At 64.6% G+C, this 15076-nt stretch carries 15 protein-coding genes; 8 read left to right on the top strand and 7 right to left on the bottom strand.

Annotated elements, in window-relative coordinates; translation table 11 throughout:
• Positions 1–99: 99 nt before the first annotated feature.
• From ribB to I6F31_RS02045, 3 genes are all read left to right on the top strand, one after another.
• Positions 100–1176, top strand: a complete 1077-nt coding sequence (gene ribB / locus I6F31_RS02055) for a 3,4-dihydroxy-2-butanone-4-phosphate synthase (RefSeq protein ID WP_036004011.1) — start codon at positions 100–102, stop codon at positions 1174–1176.
• A gap of 136 nt (positions 1177–1312) precedes the next feature.
• Positions 1313–2527: an acyl-CoA dehydrogenase gene (locus I6F31_RS02050; protein WP_036004014.1), complete on the top strand. Its 1215-nt coding sequence runs from the start codon at positions 1313–1315 to the stop codon at positions 2525–2527.
• A gap of 163 nt (positions 2528–2690) precedes the next feature.
• Positions 2691–3608: an MBL fold metallo-hydrolase gene (locus tag I6F31_RS02045; RefSeq protein WP_036004017.1), complete on the top strand. Its 918-nt coding sequence runs from the start codon at positions 2691–2693 to the stop codon at positions 3606–3608.
• A 71-nt stretch (positions 3609–3679) separates the two neighbouring features.
• Here I6F31_RS02045 and I6F31_RS02040 read toward each other — a convergent pair whose 3' ends face one another.
• A complete protein-coding gene (locus I6F31_RS02040) occupies positions 3680–4534 on the bottom strand; it encodes a DUF1499 domain-containing protein (RefSeq protein ID WP_057026863.1) in 855 nt (284 codons plus the stop codon).
• Positions 4535–4787: 253 nt separating this feature from the next.
• Positions 4788–6416, bottom strand: coding sequence for a fatty-acid--CoA ligase (locus tag I6F31_RS02035; protein ID WP_225184603.1), 1629 nt, complete (start codon positions 6414–6416; stop codon positions 4788–4790).
• 65 nt (positions 6417–6481) lie between these two features.
• Between I6F31_RS02035 and I6F31_RS02030 the strand changes: the two genes are divergently transcribed.
• Complete coding sequence (locus tag I6F31_RS02030) at positions 6482–7564, top strand: extensin family protein (protein WP_225146195.1); 1083 nt, start codon at positions 6482–6484, stop codon at positions 7562–7564.
• A 36-nt stretch (positions 7565–7600) separates the two neighbouring features.
• Here the strand turns inward: I6F31_RS02030 and I6F31_RS02025 are convergent, their stop codons facing one another.
• A complete protein-coding gene (locus I6F31_RS02025) occupies positions 7601–8281 on the bottom strand; it encodes a L,D-transpeptidase (protein ID WP_036031037.1) in 681 nt (226 codons plus the stop codon).
• A gap of 338 nt (positions 8282–8619) precedes the next feature.
• On the opposite strand from I6F31_RS02025, the gene I6F31_RS02020 reads away from it, so the two are divergent.
• Positions 8620–9597 (top strand): magnesium transporter CorA family protein, encoded by a 978-nt coding sequence (locus I6F31_RS02020; protein ID WP_036004038.1) that lies wholly within the window; start codon positions 8620–8622, stop codon positions 9595–9597.
• A gap of 204 nt (positions 9598–9801) precedes the next feature.
• Positions 9802–10020: a hypothetical protein gene (locus I6F31_RS02015; RefSeq protein WP_035696491.1), complete on the top strand. Its 219-nt coding sequence runs from the start codon at positions 9802–9804 to the stop codon at positions 10018–10020.
• 213 nt (positions 10021–10233) lie between these two features.
• On the opposite strand, the gene I6F31_RS02010 is transcribed toward I6F31_RS02015, so the two are convergent.
• Entirely contained in the window at positions 10234–10986 is a 753-nt protein-coding gene (locus I6F31_RS02010) for an SDR family oxidoreductase (protein ID WP_036004050.1), read from the bottom strand.
• Between the two features lie 26 nt (positions 10987–11012).
• Positions 11013–11654, bottom strand: a complete 642-nt coding sequence (gene pdxH / locus I6F31_RS02005; RefSeq protein WP_036004041.1) for a pyridoxamine 5'-phosphate oxidase — start codon at positions 11652–11654, stop codon at positions 11013–11015.
• A 113-nt stretch (positions 11655–11767) separates the two neighbouring features.
• Between pdxH and I6F31_RS02000 the strand changes: the two genes are divergently transcribed.
• Together I6F31_RS02000 and I6F31_RS01995 are read left to right on the top strand one after the other, a co-directional pair.
• Positions 11768–12175 (top strand): RT0821/Lpp0805 family surface protein, encoded by a 408-nt coding sequence (locus tag I6F31_RS02000; RefSeq protein WP_036004044.1) that lies wholly within the window; start codon positions 11768–11770, stop codon positions 12173–12175.
• 166 nt (positions 12176–12341) lie between these two features.
• Positions 12342–13304: a J domain-containing protein gene (locus I6F31_RS01995; protein WP_057026860.1), complete on the top strand. Its 963-nt coding sequence runs from the start codon at positions 12342–12344 to the stop codon at positions 13302–13304.
• A gap of 400 nt (positions 13305–13704) precedes the next feature.
• On the opposite strand, the gene I6F31_RS01990 is transcribed toward I6F31_RS01995, so the two are convergent.
• Both I6F31_RS01990 and I6F31_RS01985 read right to left on the bottom strand, forming a co-directional pair.
• Entirely contained in the window at positions 13705–14475 is a 771-nt protein-coding gene (locus tag I6F31_RS01990; RefSeq protein WP_036004055.1) for an anti-sigma factor, read from the bottom strand.
• A 106-nt stretch (positions 14476–14581) separates the two neighbouring features.
• A complete protein-coding gene (locus I6F31_RS01985; protein WP_036004059.1) occupies positions 14582–15070 on the bottom strand; it encodes an RNA polymerase sigma factor in 489 nt (162 codons plus the stop codon).
• Between the last annotated feature and the right edge of the window lie 6 nt (positions 15071–15076).

The raw sequence follows: 15076 nt of genomic DNA, 5'->3' as shown, positions 1-15076 counted from the left end.
GCAGGCCCGCCCTCGGACATATGTGGTTGCGCTGGGGAGACTAGCGCCCCGACCCAAGTCCGGCTAAGCCTCCCGGCCATAACCGATAGAGATTGGGAAATGCCCGATAGCGTTCAGGAAGTCTTGCAGGCCTTTGCTCGGGGTGAGCTCGTGGTCGTCACCGACGACGAGGACCGCGAGGGCGAGGGCGATCTGATCGTCGCCGCCTCGCTGTGCACCGCCGAGAAGATGGCCTTCATCATCCGCCATACCTCCGGCATCGTCTGTGCGCCCGTGACGACCGAGGACGCGCGCCGGCTGCGGCTCGATCCGATGGTCGCCCACAACGATTCCGCGCACACCACCGCGTTCACGGTCTCGATCGACTACAAGCCCGACGGCGGCACCGGCATCTCCGCCGAGGAGCGCGCCTCGTGCTGCCGCGCGCTCGCCAATCCCAATGTCGGCGCCAACGACTTCGCCCGGCCCGGCCACATCTTCCCGCTGATCGCCAAGGACGGCGGCGTGCTGCTTCGCTCCGGCCACACCGAGGCCGCGGTCGACCTCTGCAAGCTTTCCGGCCTGCCGCCGGTCGGCGTCATCAGCGAGCTCATGAACGACGACGGCAGCGTGATGAAGGGCGAGCAGGTCGCGCAATTCGCGGTCAGGCACAAGCTCAAGCACGTCACCATCGCGGACATGATCGCCTACCGCCAGGCGCGCGAGAAGCTGATCGAGCGGGTCTCGACCTTCGTCACCGACAGCCCGATCGGTCCCTTGCAGGGCTATGCCTACCGCTCGCCGTTCGATTCCATCGCCCACGTCGCCTTCGTCTATAACGGGGTCGGCGACGGCAAGAACGTGCTGACGCGCTTTCACAAGCCGAACATCGTCAAGGACACCTTCACCGGCCACAAGCGCATGGCCGCCGTGCTCGAGCATTTCAAGAAGACCGGCCGCGGCGTGCTGGTCTACCTGCGCGACGGCGCGGCCGGCGTGCCCGTTTCGCCGCTGCCGGACGAGACGTCGACGGAGGCCGACCGCAACCGCCAGTGGCGCGAGGTCGGCGTCGGCGCGCAGATCCTGCGCGACCTCGGCGTGACTTCGATCCGGCATCTCACCTCGTCGGTGCACGACTACAAGGGCCTATCGGGCTTCGGCATCGAGATCGTCGCCAACGAGCAGCTCGAAAGCTGACACGCATTGTCTTTCTCCCGGTCGCGCTGAAAGCGCCACCCCGGAACGACCAAGCCAGGATGCAATTGAACTTGTTGCCGCGGCGCTTTACTTTGTCGGGCAATTATCGACGGAACCAGACGCGAAAGGACGTTTCATGAGCGTGCGCCCTCAGGCCAAGGACAAGCCGGCTGCGGCTTCTTTCCAGTGGGACGATCCGTTCCTGCTCGACGAGCAGCTCACCGAAGACGAGCGCATGGTTCGCGACACCGCCCGCGCCTATGCGCAGGACAAGCTGCTGCCGCGCGTCTCCAAGGCCTATCTCGAGGAGAAGACCGACCGCGAGATCTTCAACGAGATGGGCGAGCTCGGCCTGATCGGCATCACGCTGCCGGAAGAATATGGCTGCGCCAATGCGAGCTACGTCGCCTATGGCCTCGTCGCGCGCGAGATCGAGCGGGTCGATTCCGGCTATCGCTCGATGAACTCGGTGCAGTCCTCGCTGGTGATGTACCCGATCTACGCCTATGGCGACGAGAACCAGCGCAAGAAGTATCTGCCCAAGCTCGCCAGCGGCGAGTGGGTCGGCTGCTTCGGCCTGACCGAGCCCGATGCCGGCTCCGATCCGGCCGGCATGAAGACCCGCGCCGAGAAGGTGTCGGACGGCTATCGCCTCACCGGCAGCAAGATGTGGATCTCGAACGCGCCGATCGCCGACGTCTTCGTGGTCTGGGCCAAGTCGGCCGCGCACGACAACCAGATCCGCGGCTTCGTGCTGGAGAAGGGCATGAAGGGCCTGTCCGCGCCGAAGATCGGCGGCAAGCTCTCGCTGCGCGCCTCCATCACCGGCGAGGTCGTGATGGACGGCGTCGTGGTCCCGGAGGACGCCCTGCTGCCCAACGTGTCCGGCCTCAAGGGCCCGTTCGGCTGCCTCAACCGCGCCCGCTACGGCATCTCCTGGGGTGCGCTTGGCGCCGCCGAGGACTGCATGCACCGCGCCCGTCAATACACGCTCGACCGCAAGCAGTTCGGCAAGCCGCTCGCCGCGACCCAGCTGGTGCAGAAGAAGCTCGCCGACATGGAGACCGAGATCGCGCTCGGCCTGCAGGGCTCGCTTCGCGTCGGCCGCCTGATGGACGAGGGCAAGTTCGCGCCCGAGATGATCTCGATCATGAAGCGCAACAATTGCGGCAAGGCCCTCGACATCGCCCGCACCGCCCGCGACATGCACGGCGGCAACGGCATCTCGATCGAGTATCACGTGATGCGCCACGTCCATAACCTCGAGACGGTCAACACCTACGAGGGCACCCACGACGTCCACGCCCTGATCCTGGGCCGCGCGATCACGGGCATTCAGGCGTTTTTCTAGTCACTGTGTTTTTCCGCCGCGGCTAGCTTGCTCAACTGTCATCGCCCGCGCAGGCGGGCGATCCAGTATCCCAGAGACTTCGCTTTTGTCACTGGCGCTGCGGCGTACTGGATACCTCGCCTTCGCGGGGTATGACGGCAGAGAGTGTGGCACAGGAAGTCCCATGTCCGACAACGACGACGTCCCGTTCAACCGCAACTTTCCGCTGAAGCCCGGCATCGTCGAGGAGGTCCGCCCCGGCGTGCGGCGCGTGCTCTGCAACAATCCGAGCCCGTTCACCTTCACGGGCACGGTCAGCTACATCGTCGGCAAGGGCAATGTCGCGATCATCGATCCCGGTCCAGACGATGCGGCGCATGCGGCGGCGCTGCTCGATGCCGTGCGCGGCGAGACCGTGACGCACATCTTCGTCACCCACACCCATCGCGACCATTCGCCGAACACCGCGCGGATCAAGCAGGCGACGGCGGCGCCGGTCTATGCCGAAGGCCCGCATCGCGCCTCGCGGCCGCGATTCGAGAGCGAGAAGCACAATCCGGAATCCGGCGCCGACCGCGATTTTGCCCCGGACGTCAATCTCGCGCACGGCGACGTCGTGGAAGGTGACGGCTGGCGGCTCGAAGCCGTCGCGACGCCCGGCCACACGGCCAACCATCTGGCATTCGCCTGGCCGGAGCGGAAGTTCAACTTCGTCGGCGATCACGTGATGGGCTGGTCGACCTCGATCGTGGCGCCGCCGGACGGCTCGATGATCGACTACATGGATTCGCTCGACCGGCTCGCCACCCGCGAGGAGGATCTCTATTTCTCGGGCCATGGCCCCGAGATTCCCGAGGGCCAGCGCTTCGTGCGCTTCCTGATCCGCCACCGCAAGGCACGCGAGGCTTCGATCCTGCACCGCCTCGCCAAGGGCGAGACCGACATCCCGACCATGGTCCGCGCGATCTATATCGGTATCGATCCGCGCCTGACGACAGCTGCCGGCTATTCCGTGCTGGCGCATTTGGAAGATCTGGTCGCCCGCGGCGTGGTGGCGACGGATGGCGATCCCGTGATCGGCGGGACCTATCGGATGGCCTAGGGGGCGAATAGCGAATGGGGAATAGCGAATGGGCGGCTCCATTCGCTATTCGCTACTCCCCATTCGCCAAGTCACTTCTTCACCGTCTTCGCCGGCGCCTTGGGCGGCGTCACCGGCGTCTTCTTCACCGGCTTGAGTGCATCGGCATCGGCGGCGGTGTTGAGGTCGTCGATGAACGCCTTGACGCGTGCGGCATTGCTGCCGAGATCGCTGTCGAAATTGCGCGACGCAGAGCGGATATCGACGCGGGAATCATCGCCATCCGGCACGACCCTGATCGAAACGTCCTCGCGGAAACCCATGATCGGCGTGCGCGCCACCGCCTCGATGCGGCCGATGCGGCGCGGCGGCTGCGGTGCGCGCTCGTCGATCACGATCCATTTGCGCTTGTGGACGAGCTGAAGCGCGATCGCATAGGCGCGGTCGGCCGAGATCTCGAGCTCGACGGGCTCGATCTCGGGATAGAAATGGCGCTGCTGCTCCGCCGAATAGAGGCCGGCATAGACCGCGGTGTTGGTGCCCTCGCCGGTGCGCAGGCGCGCCAGCGCATCGAAGCGCGGCGGATCGATCGGATTGGTGGTGATGTCGTAGATCGACGGCAGCTTGCGATATTGAAAGGCCAGATAGGCGGGATAGGCGAGGATCGCCCCGTCGATCAGGAAGGCGAGCAGGATGCGCGCCATGCCGCGCGAGCCGTTCTGCCAGATTGCGGCAAAGCCGGCGAGCCCGAACAGGATCGAGAGGCCGGCGATCGCGAGCCCGCCGATGAACGTCGCCAGCGCCGGCTTGGGCTCCAGGAAATCGAAACGGACGACGATGATCGACACCACCACCGCCAGAACCGCGAACACGGCCAGATTGCGCGCCCAGCTCGCGAGGCTGGACACGGGCTCCGACTGGTAGGGAGCGGAAAACCTGCGGGCCATCGGGTGAGCTCTGCCGGGGTTGGCGATGCCGGCCGATTTGGCGCGACGATGCGCAGTTGAGACCACGGCGCGGGAGCAAATTCAAGGGTTCCGGCTACGCCCAAGCCGTCATGCCCGGGCTTGTCCCGGCCATCCACGTTCACTGCACCGTGGGGCAAGGCGTGGATAGCCGGGACAAGCCCGGCCATGACGTCGTGGAGGCTTCAACAAGTCGGACGCTGACGCCCCTCCAAGGAGGGGCGCACCCAGCCCGTCACGCCGCCGCGTTCGGGAACCGGTAATCCTTAAACTGGTCGCGCAGCGCCGTCTTCAGGATCTTGCCGGTGGCGGTGTGCGGAATGCCGTCGACGAAAGCGACGTCGTCGGGCATCCACCATTTGGCGATCTTGCCCTCCATGAACTTCAGGATGTCCTCGCGCGTGGCCTGCTGGCCCTGCTTGAGCTGCACGATCAGCAGCGGCCGCTCGTCCCATTTGGGGTGGAACACGCCGATCACGGCGGCTTCCGCCACGGCGGGGTGGCCCACCGCGAGGTTTTCGAGGTCGATCGAGGAGATCCACTCGCCGCCGGACTTGATCACATCCTTGGAGCGGTCGGTGATCCGCATATAGCCGTCCTCGTCGATGGTCGAGACGTCGCCGGTGTCGAAGAAGCCGTCCTCGTCGAGGATGTTGCTATCGACGCGGTAATAGGCCTTGGCGACGGCGGGCCCGGAGACCTTGAGGCGGCCAAAGGTCTTGCCGTCCCAGGGCAGCTCCTTGCCGGCATCGTCGGTGATCTTCATCTGCACGGCGAACGGCGCATAACCCTGCATCTGCAGCACGTCGAGCCTGGCATCGCCGGTCGTATTCTGGAACGGCGGCTTCAGCGCCGCGACGGTTCCGATCGGGCTCATCTCGGTCATGCCCCAGGCGTGGCGGACGTTCGAACCCATGTCGAGGAAGGCCTTGATCATCGAGCGCGGCATCGCCGAGCCGCCGCAGATCACCATCTTCAGATCCGGCAGTTTGAGATTGTTGGCCGTCATGTGCTGGAGCAGCATCAGCCACACCGTCGGCACGCCGGCGGTGTGCGTTACCTTCTCGGTCGAGAGCAGTTCGTAGACCGAGGCGCCGTCGAGCTTGGCGCCCGGCATCACCAGCTTGGTGCCCTGCGAGGGCGCGGAGAAGGCGATGCCCCAGCTGTTGGCATGGAACAGCGGAACGACCGGCAGCATTGTCTCGGACGCACTGGTGCCGAGCGCGTCGACGTTATTGGCCATCAGCGCGTGCAGCACGTTGGAGCGATGCGAATACAGCACACCTTTGGGATCGCCGGTCGTGCCGGAGGTGTAGCACATCGCCGCCGCCGTGTTCTCGTCAAAGTCCTTCCATTTGAATTTGCCGTCGGCCTGCGCAATCCAGTCCTCGTAGGCGACCGCGTTCTTCAGCGTGGTCTCCGGCATGTGAGCCTTGTCGGTGAGCACGATGTAGCGCTCCACGCTGGGCAACTTGTCCGCGATCTTCTCCAGGATCGGAATGAAGGTGAGATCGGTCATCACGACGCGATCCTGCGCATGATTGATGATCCAGGCGATCTGTTCGGGGAAAAGGCGGGGATTGACGGTATGGCAGATGGCGCCGATCCCCATGATGCCGTACCAGACCTCCAGATGGCGCCAGGTGTTCCAGGCGATCGTTGCGACGCGATCGCCGAGCTTGATGCCGTCGCGCTCCAGCATCTGCGAGACCTTGAGCGCGCGCTTGTGGATCTCGGCGTAGTTGGTGCGATGGATCGGTCCCTCGACCGAGCGTGTGACCACCTCCTGCTTGCCATGAATCCTGGCGGCGTGTTCGATGATCCGGTGGCAGAGCAGGGGCCAATCTTGCATCAAACCAAGCATTCCGACGTTCCTCCGAGAAGTCGCTGGGCGCGTTATCGCTCTCAGCGTTGGGCCAAAGAATTGCCATGAGTTTTAGCCTGCCGGACTTTCGTCGCAAATGGTCTTGTCGCGGCTATATGTCCGCCGGGGCGGCAATGGTTACCGCTGCGGCGGGGCTGTTGCTGATCGCCGAAAGGGCAGAGGCGCGGAAATATCATGCGCCGCTCGATATCTTCAACCTTGGAGCACCGAAGCCCCGCGCAACCGTTCGCGCCGCCAGGATTCCGCTGCCGAAGCCGCGTCCCGAGGAGGCCCCCAAAGCGTCGGGTGAGGGGGCGGCGCAGGCAGACGGCAAGCCGTCCCCCGACAAGCCAGATGCGGACAAGCCCGCCGAGGCCGCGCCGCCGCCCGAGAAGCAGGCCTCGGCCTGCCGGCTGGCGCTGAACGAGGAGATCGCGATCGCGCCGTCCATTCCGGATATCCGCGGTCCCGGTGCCTGCGGCGGCGAGGATCTGGTGCGACTGGAGGCCATCGTGCTGCCGGACAAGCGCAAGGTGACGGTCAAGCCGGCGGCCATCCTCCGCTGCACCATGGCGTCCGCGCTCGCCGATTGGGTGCGCAAGGACATGGCGCCGCTGGCGACCAGCCTCGGCTCCGCCGTCAGCGAGCTCGACAATTTCGACAGCTTCGAGTGCCGCGGCCGCAACCGCGTGGCCGGCGCGATGCTGTCCGAGCACGGCAAGGCCAATGCCATCGACATCCGCGGCATCAAGCTCGCCAATGGGCAGTCGATCGGCCTGACCGACCGCACCACCTCGCGCGAGGTGCGCGAGCGCGTGCTGCACTCGGTCTGCACTCGCTTTTCCACCGTGCTCGGCCCGGGTTCGGACTGGTACCACGAGGACCACATCCATCTCGATCTCGCGCAGCGACGCAACGACTACCGGATTTGCCAATGGAACGTGTGGGATCCGCTGCCTCAGGTCGCACCGCTGCTGCCGGCGGAGCGTCCCGAGGAGGCACCGCCGCGCGAGGTCGCGGCCAAGCCCGAGGCAAAGGAGGGCGCCGACGGCGGTGAGGCGGAAAAGCCTGCTGCACCTGCGGACAAGCCGGCGGCGGATGGCAACAAAGCCCGATCGCACCAGCCGGCAACAAAAAAGCGCCGGTGAAACCGGCGCCTTTGAAAGGCCTCGGGCAAGGCCTGCTTAGTAGGGTGAACTGGAACCACCCTGGAGCGCGAGGCGCGGCTTGTAGGGCGAATCGCCGTGCTTGGGCTCGAGCACCACGACGAGGGTGCCGAGCTTGACGCGATCATAGAGATCGATCGCGTCCTCGTTGGTCAGGCGGATGCAGCCTGACGAGATCGAGGCGCCGATATATTCCGGCTGGTTGGTGCCGTGGATGCGGAACAGCGTGTCCTTGCCCCCAGAATGGAGGTACAGCGCGCGGGAGCCCATCGGATTGTCCGGTCCGGGTGCGACATAGGTCGGCACGCCCAAGCGCGAGATTTCGCCGGGGGTGGGGTGCCAGGCCGGCCATTCGGTCTTGCTGGCCACCTTGGCGATGCCCGACCAGGCCATGGCCTCTTCGCCGACAGTGATGCCGTAGCGGATCGCTTTGCCGCCCTCCAGCACGTAATAGAGGTAATGGTTGTCGGAATCGACCACGATCGAGCCCGGCGCTTCCTTGCGGTGGAATTCGACAATGGCGCGGCGGAACGGTTCTGCGACCGCGGTATTCTCGTATTTCACCTTGGCAAGGAGTTCTTTGTCCTTGGGCTTGAACGCCTTGGTGTCCGTCGCCTCGTAACGCGTCGTGGCCTGCATGCAGCCCGACAGCATCAGGCCAGCGGCCAAAATCCCAAACATAATTTTCAGCGACGACATGGTTTGGTTCCAATCAAAGCAATCGTGCGGAAGGGACCTGAGCGTAGCGCCCAAGTTCCTCGACTCCGTTAAGCCCATTATGGTTGAAATCTGCCACAATTCCAGCGCTGAAGCCGTTTTCCAGGGCTGTAAGACCCCAGCTGTGGCTTTTCTGCCGCAAATTTGGGGGTGTCGTGCGGGTTTTTTTGGTAAGACGCGCCAGACTGTTCCTCCGGCGCCACAGTTGAGCCCTAAGGGCCGCCGCAGATGCAAACGCTCCGTTAATGTTGTTGTCATCGTGAACCTGTCAGAATCGCGCTAAGGGCTGTCGTTCTGTCGTAGGATCTCTGGAGCTTTTGATGTTTTCGGTGTTCGTTCTCTCCGAGACCTCCCTCAAGAAGGCGGTTGTCGAGGATCTCACAGCGCTGCCGGAGAACGCAGTCTGGATCGACCTCGTCAACCCCTCGGCTGCCGAGGACAAGGCGGTCGAGCGGCTGGCGGGCATCGCCATCCCGACCCGGGAAGACATGCAGGAGATCGAGATCTCCAGTCGCCTCTATATGGAGAACGGCGCGCGCTACATGACCGCGACGCTGATGTGCCACTCCGATACCGACATGCCCCGGACCACCGCGGTGACCTTCATCCTCGGCGATCACCGCCTGGTGACGGTCCGCTACGACCTGCCCAAGCCCTTTGCGCTGGTCGAGGCCAAGCTCGCCCGCTCCTGCACGCCCTCGATCACCGGCGAGATGGTGCTGATGGAGCTCCTGGACGCCGTGATCGACCGCTGCGCCGACATTCTGGAGCGCTGCGGCGCCGAGATCGACCAGGTCTCCCACGAGATCTTCGAGCCGGAGAGCGAGCGCCACGGCCACGCCAAGCGATATTCCCAGATCCTGATCTCGATCGGCCGCAAGGGCGACTTGACCTCGAAGGTTCGCGAGAGCCTGGTGTCGATCGGCCGCGTCGTGACGTTCCTGTCCGCCGTGGTCGAGGGCGTGAAGTGGTCGAAGGACATGCGCGAGCAGCTCAAGACCATGCAGCGCGACGTCGCCTCGCTGACCGATCACGCCTCCTATCTCTCCAGCAAGATCACCTTCGTGCTCGACGCCATGCTCGGCGTCGTCAATCTCGAGCAGAACAACATCATCAAGCTGTTTTCGGTCATGGCCGTTGTCCTGATGCCGCCGACCCTGATCGCCTCGATCTACGGCATGAACTTCAAGGTGATGCCGGAACTCGAATGGGTGCACGGTTACCCGATGGCGCTGGTGATGATGCTGATCGCCGCCATCGTCCCCTACTGGATCTTCAAGTGGAAGAAGTGGCTGTAGGATCGTGCGCGAGCAAAGATACCTACCGAGACCTTACGCCGCTCGCATAGACACGATCAATCGTGTCGCAGAATCGATCGGGATTGCGGCGACGCGGTGACGCGTGTGTCATGCCGCAATTCCTCCGGTAAAATTTGAGCGGTGGGCTGAACGTTTGCGCGAAACTTGTCTGCGATAAGCAGGGCGTAGCCGCGAGGAACAGCCATGGTTGAGAAACACATAACGTCGCCCCGCAACGTCATCGATCTGGCGAACTACCGTCAGGTTCTGGCGAGCGGCAAGGCGCCGTCGATGTCGGCACGCATGTGCCGGCACTGTGGTGCTCCGCTGCTCGATGGTGAGAACGACGACGACTGCTCGACTGCATTCAGCACGGCCGCTCCGCGGCCGCGCGAGCGGTCACGTCGGATTCGACTCGATTGAGGAACGGAAGGTAAGGGCGATCCAGGTCTTGCGGCGGCGTTGTCTGGATCGCCTTGCTTCCCTGAGCGGCCATTTCCACTTCCGTCATTGCGAGGAGCCACCCGGTCCCGCCTCCGGCGGGCCGGATGACAGGCTCCGCGACGAAGCAATCCAGACTGTCTTTGCGGAGGCAGTCTGGATTGCTTCGCTTTCGCTCGCAATGACAGTGCCCGCCTACACGTGCTGGCCGCCGTTGATGTGGATCTCGGCGCCGTTGACGTAGGAGCTGGTGTCCGTGCACAGCACGTAGATGATCTTTGCCACTTCGTCGGGCGTGCCGAGGCGGTGCATCGGGATCTGCTGCTCGACGATCTTCTCGGTGCCCGGCGACAGGATCGAGGTGTCGATCTCGCCCGGGGCGATCGCGTTGACGCGGACGCCGATGCGGCCGAAGTCGGAGGCCATCTCGCGTGTCAGCGCTGCGAGCGCGGCCTTCGAGGTGGCGTAGGCCGCGCCTGCGAAGGGGTGCACGCGCGAGCCCGCGATCGATGTGACGTTCACGACCGACCCCTTGGCGGCCTTCAATTCCTCGATCAGCCCCCGCGCCATCATGATCGGCGCGAAAAAGTTGACATGGAAGACGTGGGTCCAGGTATCGAGGTCGGTGTCGACCGAGCCCAACCGCGAGCCGCCGGCGCCCTTCGGCGAGATCGCGGCGTTGTTGACCAGCGCATGCAGCGTGCCGCCCTCGAGCCGGTTGCGGATCTCCGAGATCGCGCGCGCGGTGTCCTTGGGATCGCCGAGGTCGACCTGGATGTGGTCCTCCGGCCCTGCGTCCCAGGGGCAGTCCTCCGGGAAAGGATGCCGCGAGCAGGTGATGACGCGCCAGCCCGCCGAGGAGAAACGGATCACGGTGGCGTGGCCGATGCCGCGGCTGGCTCCGGTCAGGAGCAGCGTACGGCGCGGCGCATTGGACGAATGCGGCATGGACATCTTTCAGGTCGGCCCAAAGCTTACGGATACATTCGCGTCTTGGACCACGGTTGGCCGGCCGCGTCACGGCGAAATTCAATGCGGTCGTGCAGGCGGAACGGGCGGTCGTGCCAGAACTCGATCCGCACCGGCGTGATGCGCCAGCCGCTCCAGCCCGGCGGCCGCGGCACTTCGCCGATGACGTATTTGGCCGCGACCTTGGCGATGGCCTGCTCGAACGCGAACCGGCTCTCCAGCTCTTGCGATTGCTTGCTCGCCCAGGCGCCGATCTGGGCCTGCTTCGGTCGCGTCGCGAAATAGGCGTCGGCCTCCGCGTCGGTCACCGGCGTCACGTTGCCGCGGATGCGCACCTGACGGCGCAACGACTTCCAGTGAAAAAGTAACGCTGCCTTAGGATTTGCGGCGAGTTCGCGGCCCTTCTGGCTGGCGATGTGGCTGTAGAAGACGAAACCCTCGGTATCGAAGCCCTTCATCAGCACCATGCGCACATCAGGCAGCCCGTCGGGATCGACCGTTGCGAGCGCCATGGCGTTCGGATCGTTCGGCTCGCTCTTGACCGCTTCGTTGAGCCAGGCCTCGAACAACGCAAATGGCTCGTCGGCAGCGGTGAAATCACCGGATGTTAAGGGTGTCTGGTGTTTCATCGAGGTCGTGTCGGTCATGTCCGGAGTCCGAGTTGCGTCCCGCGGCCCAAAACGCGTTGTTGTCCGCTACCGCCCTATATAGGGCATGGGGACGCGTTGGCCTATCGGCGATCCGGCCGTCCGGCTTCGTCATGACGATGATTCTGATCGGGCTTGGTGCCGGCGGCTGCAGCTTTTCCCGCAACGACGGCAGCGCCTATGCCAAGGCCGAGGACAGCGACCTCACCGGCTCGATCGCGCGGCCGGCGAAGGACGCTCCCCCGACCGAGACCGATCTCGCCTTCACCCGCAACGCCGCCTCTGACGTCCTCAGCAAGGGCGACAAGGATTCCAGCCAGCATTGGGAGAATCCGGAGACAGGGGCGCGCGGCTCGGTGACGCCCATCGCCCAGTCCTATGCCGCCGAGGACGGGCGCAAATGCCGCGACTTCCTGGCGAGCTACGTCAACGGCAATACCGAAAGCTGGCTCCAGGGCGCCGGCTGCCAAAGCGGTCGTGGCCGTTGGGAGATTCATACGCTAAAGCCGTGGCGGAGCTGAGCATGATCCGGAAACGTGGGAACCGGTTTTCCGATCAGACCATGCTCCAAAGATAGAGCTTCAGCTCGCGTTCCTAGTTGCAAAAATGCCACTCTCTTCCCACATCACCCGCAGGTGGGGCGGGGAGCCCTTTGAACAATTCGATTTCTTGAAGGAGACGTGACGAATGCGCGACCCCTATGAGGTCTTGGGGGTGCCGCGGAGCGCCAGCGCTGCCGCGATCAAAAGCGCCTATCGCAAGCTGGCCAAGAAGCACCATCCTGACAGCAACAAGGGTGATCCGAAGGCTGCCGAACGCTTCGCCGAGATCAACTCGGCCAACGAGATCCTCGGCGACGAGGACAAGCGCAAGCAGTTTGACCGGGGCGAGATCGACGCCGAGGGCAAGCCGCGCTTCCAGGGTTTTCCGGGCGGCGGCGGTCCTCGCGGCCGCGCGGGCCCAGGCGGGTTCGAAAGCTATACGTTCCGAAGCGGCGGTGCGGGCGGCCCGGGCGGCGGTGCGTTCGAGGACATCCTCAACAGCATGTTCGGCGGCGGGATGCGCGGCGCACGGCCCGGAGCCGGCGGCGGCGCCCAGTTCGAGTTCGACACTGGCGGCATCGGGCTCGATCTCGACGTCAACGTCGCCATGAGCGTCTCGCTGGAAGAGGCGGTCAAGGGCGGCGAGAAGCGTGTGCGGCTGCCGACTGGCAAGGAGCTCAACGTCAAGATTCCGGCCGGGGTCACCGAGGGCCAGCAAATCAGGCTGCGGGGGCAGGGAGAAAGTGCGCAGGGCCATCCGCCCGGCGATCTCCTGATCACCATCAACATTGCACCGCACCCGTTCTTCAAGGTCGAGGGCGCAGACCTCAGGATCGACCTGCCGGTCACGCTCTACGAGGCGGTGCTCGGCGGCAAGGTCCGCGTGCCGACCCTCGGCAATGCCGTGGAGCTCTCGGTCCCCAAGAACACGTCCAGCGGCCGGACCTTCCGCCTCAAGGGCAAGGGCCTGCCGAAAGCCGGCGGAACTGGGGATCTCTTCGTCATCATCAGGATTATGCTACCGGACGGGAACGACGCCGAGCTTGAAGCATTGATGGAGAAGTGGCGGGACCAACACCCCTACAATCCACGTAGCGGTGTCGGCTAAAGCATGTCCGGAAAAGTGTGGAGCGGTTTTCCGGAAAGATCATGCGCAAACAAAGAGCTAAAGCGCGAGCCATCGCGCTTTAGGGCGAGAGCGAACTGAAGGGGTTCTCCTAAAGGACCACGGCATCGTCCTGGAGATGATGCCCATCATACGCCTGAGGCGTGGTAGCGCTTCATGGTCTCGACGTGTCGGCTGTCCGGCGGGGCAGCCGATAAAAAGGTGCGGCCTCGAGAGGGGGACCAGCGCGGTACCAAAAACCCCAATCGAGGCCGCCCGCGTCGATCGGCGGATCGAACGCCACTCATAATCGCGTGAGCACCCGGTGCGATAATGAGACGTGTCGATGTCCTGATTCCAAATTTTCGATGACGGAATCTGGGCACTGGCCTTGCGCGGTTGTCTAGGTGCCGTTTTTCTCTGCTTGGTCGTAGACGGCCTGCGCCACCTTGGTCAGCCGCTCGCGATCGCTGCTGCCGCTGACGACGTAGCCGACGCCGCGCTCGGACCAGAACAACGCGCCGTCCTTGTCCGTCTTGGCGTAGCGCATTTGCGTTGCACCATTCTCGGTCTTGGCGCTGTAGATGGTGTACCGTTCGCCCGAGGCGCCCTCGTACATCAGGAACGACGCCGGACCGTTCGGTCCCGGCAGAAGCCGGCCGCCGACCAGCTTCAGCCCGCTCGCCTCCAGGTTCGGCGCGAACACGGTCCAGCCGCAGCGCCGGGTCAGCCAGGCCTGCAAGTGATCGCGCTCGTTGCCGCCGACCTCAACGGGGTGGCGGACCTCGACGACATAGAGGCGGTGGGCGTCGAGTGCGTCCGCCGTAAAGCTCCGGAAGGTCGAGGGCGCGTTGGCGGCGCCATGCGCCACCCAGCCGGCGGTGCCGCCGGCGACGAAGGCGACCAGCACGGCCGCGGCGGCGCCATAAAACCATTGCCGCGGGCGGCGCTCCAGCCTCTCGAGCTCGAGCCGTGCGGGCACCCGTTCATGGGCAATCGAATCGTAACGCGCGTGCAGCATCTCGGCCATGGTCCGCCAGGACTGCACCCGCTCGGCGTCCTCGGGGTGGGCGGCAAGAAAGGCCTCGACGTCGGCGCGTCGCTCGGCCGGCAACTCGCCGTCGACATAGGCGTGCAGTTCGTCCTCGGTTACTGGAATCTTGCGGTCGTTCATATCGGTCGTCTCTGGCTCTGCGGCCCAAAATGTCTTCTGCGAGTTAGCTTCGCGCAGCTCACTATCCGGCTGCGGGCGGAGATCGTTCGATGCATCGACCCGGCCATCATTTCACCCGCCTGAGCGCCGTACGCTCGCCCTCCAGTGAGGCTTTGACGTGGGCTCTTGCGCGCGCCAGGCGCGACATCACGGTGCCGATCGGCACGCCCTGGATGTCGGCAACCTCGCGGTAGCTCATGCCTTCCAGCATCACCAGCAGCAGCACCGAACGCTGCTCCTCGACGAGAGTAGCCAGTGCCTTCTCGATGTCGCGTCCTTCGGCCTCGGTCCCGCTGGCATCGGGGTTGTTGTCCGTCAGCGGCATGAATTGCGGCCGCCTTGCCAGCGAGCGCCGCCGGTTCTTGTTGAGGTTGGTCAGGATCGTATAGAGCCAGCTCCTGACGTCGCCTCCGAGAAACAGCCGCTCCGAACGCAGCGCGCGTACCAACGTATCCTGGACCAGATCGTCGGCCGCATCCGCATCGCGTGTGAGCGCGCGGGCGTAGCGGCGCAACGCCGGGATCATGGCTTCCACACTCTGGCGAAACGCACTCATTGCGGT

The sequence above is a fragment of the Bradyrhizobium sp. NBAIM01 genome, assembly GCF_020194115.1.
Lineage (GTDB): Bacteria > Pseudomonadota > Alphaproteobacteria > Rhizobiales > Xanthobacteraceae > Bradyrhizobium > Bradyrhizobium yuanmingense.
This window is presented reverse-complemented; position numbering and strand designations above follow the sequence as displayed.

Excerpts from the sequence above, each read along its gene's own strand:
- I6F31_RS02020 (WP_036004038.1), top strand. The coding sequence starts at position 8,620 with ATGTTTTCGGTGTTCGTTCTCTCCGAGACCTCCCTCAAGAAGGCGGTT.
- I6F31_RS02045 (WP_036004017.1), top strand. The coding sequence starts at position 2,691 with ATGTCCGACAACGACGACGTCCCGTTCAACCGCAACTTTCCGCTGAAG.
- I6F31_RS02030 (WP_225146195.1), top strand. The coding sequence starts at position 6,482 with ATGAGTTTTAGCCTGCCGGACTTTCGTCGCAAATGGTCTTGTCGCGGC.
- I6F31_RS01985 (WP_036004059.1), bottom strand. The coding sequence starts at position 15,070 with ATGAGTGCGTTTCGCCAGAGTGTGGAAGCCATGATCCCGGCGTTGCGC.
- I6F31_RS02040 (WP_057026863.1), bottom strand. The coding sequence starts at position 4,534 with ATGGCCCGCAGGTTTTCCGCTCCCTACCAGTCGGAGCCCGTGTCCAGC.
- I6F31_RS02000 (WP_036004044.1), top strand. The coding sequence starts at position 11,768 with ATGACGATGATTCTGATCGGGCTTGGTGCCGGCGGCTGCAGCTTTTCC.
- I6F31_RS02050 (WP_036004014.1), top strand. The coding sequence starts at position 1,313 with ATGAGCGTGCGCCCTCAGGCCAAGGACAAGCCGGCTGCGGCTTCTTTC.
- I6F31_RS02010 (WP_036004050.1), bottom strand. The coding sequence starts at position 10,986 with ATGCCGCATTCGTCCAATGCGCCGCGCCGTACGCTGCTCCTGACCGGA.
- I6F31_RS02015 (WP_035696491.1), top strand. The coding sequence starts at position 9,802 with ATGGTTGAGAAACACATAACGTCGCCCCGCAACGTCATCGATCTGGCG.
- I6F31_RS01995 (WP_057026860.1), top strand. The coding sequence starts at position 12,342 with ATGCGCGACCCCTATGAGGTCTTGGGGGTGCCGCGGAGCGCCAGCGCT.
- I6F31_RS02025 (WP_036031037.1), bottom strand. The coding sequence starts at position 8,281 with ATGTCGTCGCTGAAAATTATGTTTGGGATTTTGGCCGCTGGCCTGATG.
- I6F31_RS02035 (WP_225184603.1), bottom strand. The coding sequence starts at position 6,416 with ATGCTTGGTTTGATGCAAGATTGGCCCCTGCTCTGCCACCGGATCATC.
- pdxH (WP_036004041.1), bottom strand. The coding sequence starts at position 11,654 with ATGACCGACACGACCTCGATGAAACACCAGACACCCTTAACATCCGGT.
- ribB (WP_036004011.1), top strand. The coding sequence starts at position 100 with ATGCCCGATAGCGTTCAGGAAGTCTTGCAGGCCTTTGCTCGGGGTGAG.
- I6F31_RS01990 (WP_036004055.1), bottom strand. The coding sequence starts at position 14,475 with ATGAACGACCGCAAGATTCCAGTAACCGAGGACGAACTGCACGCCTAT.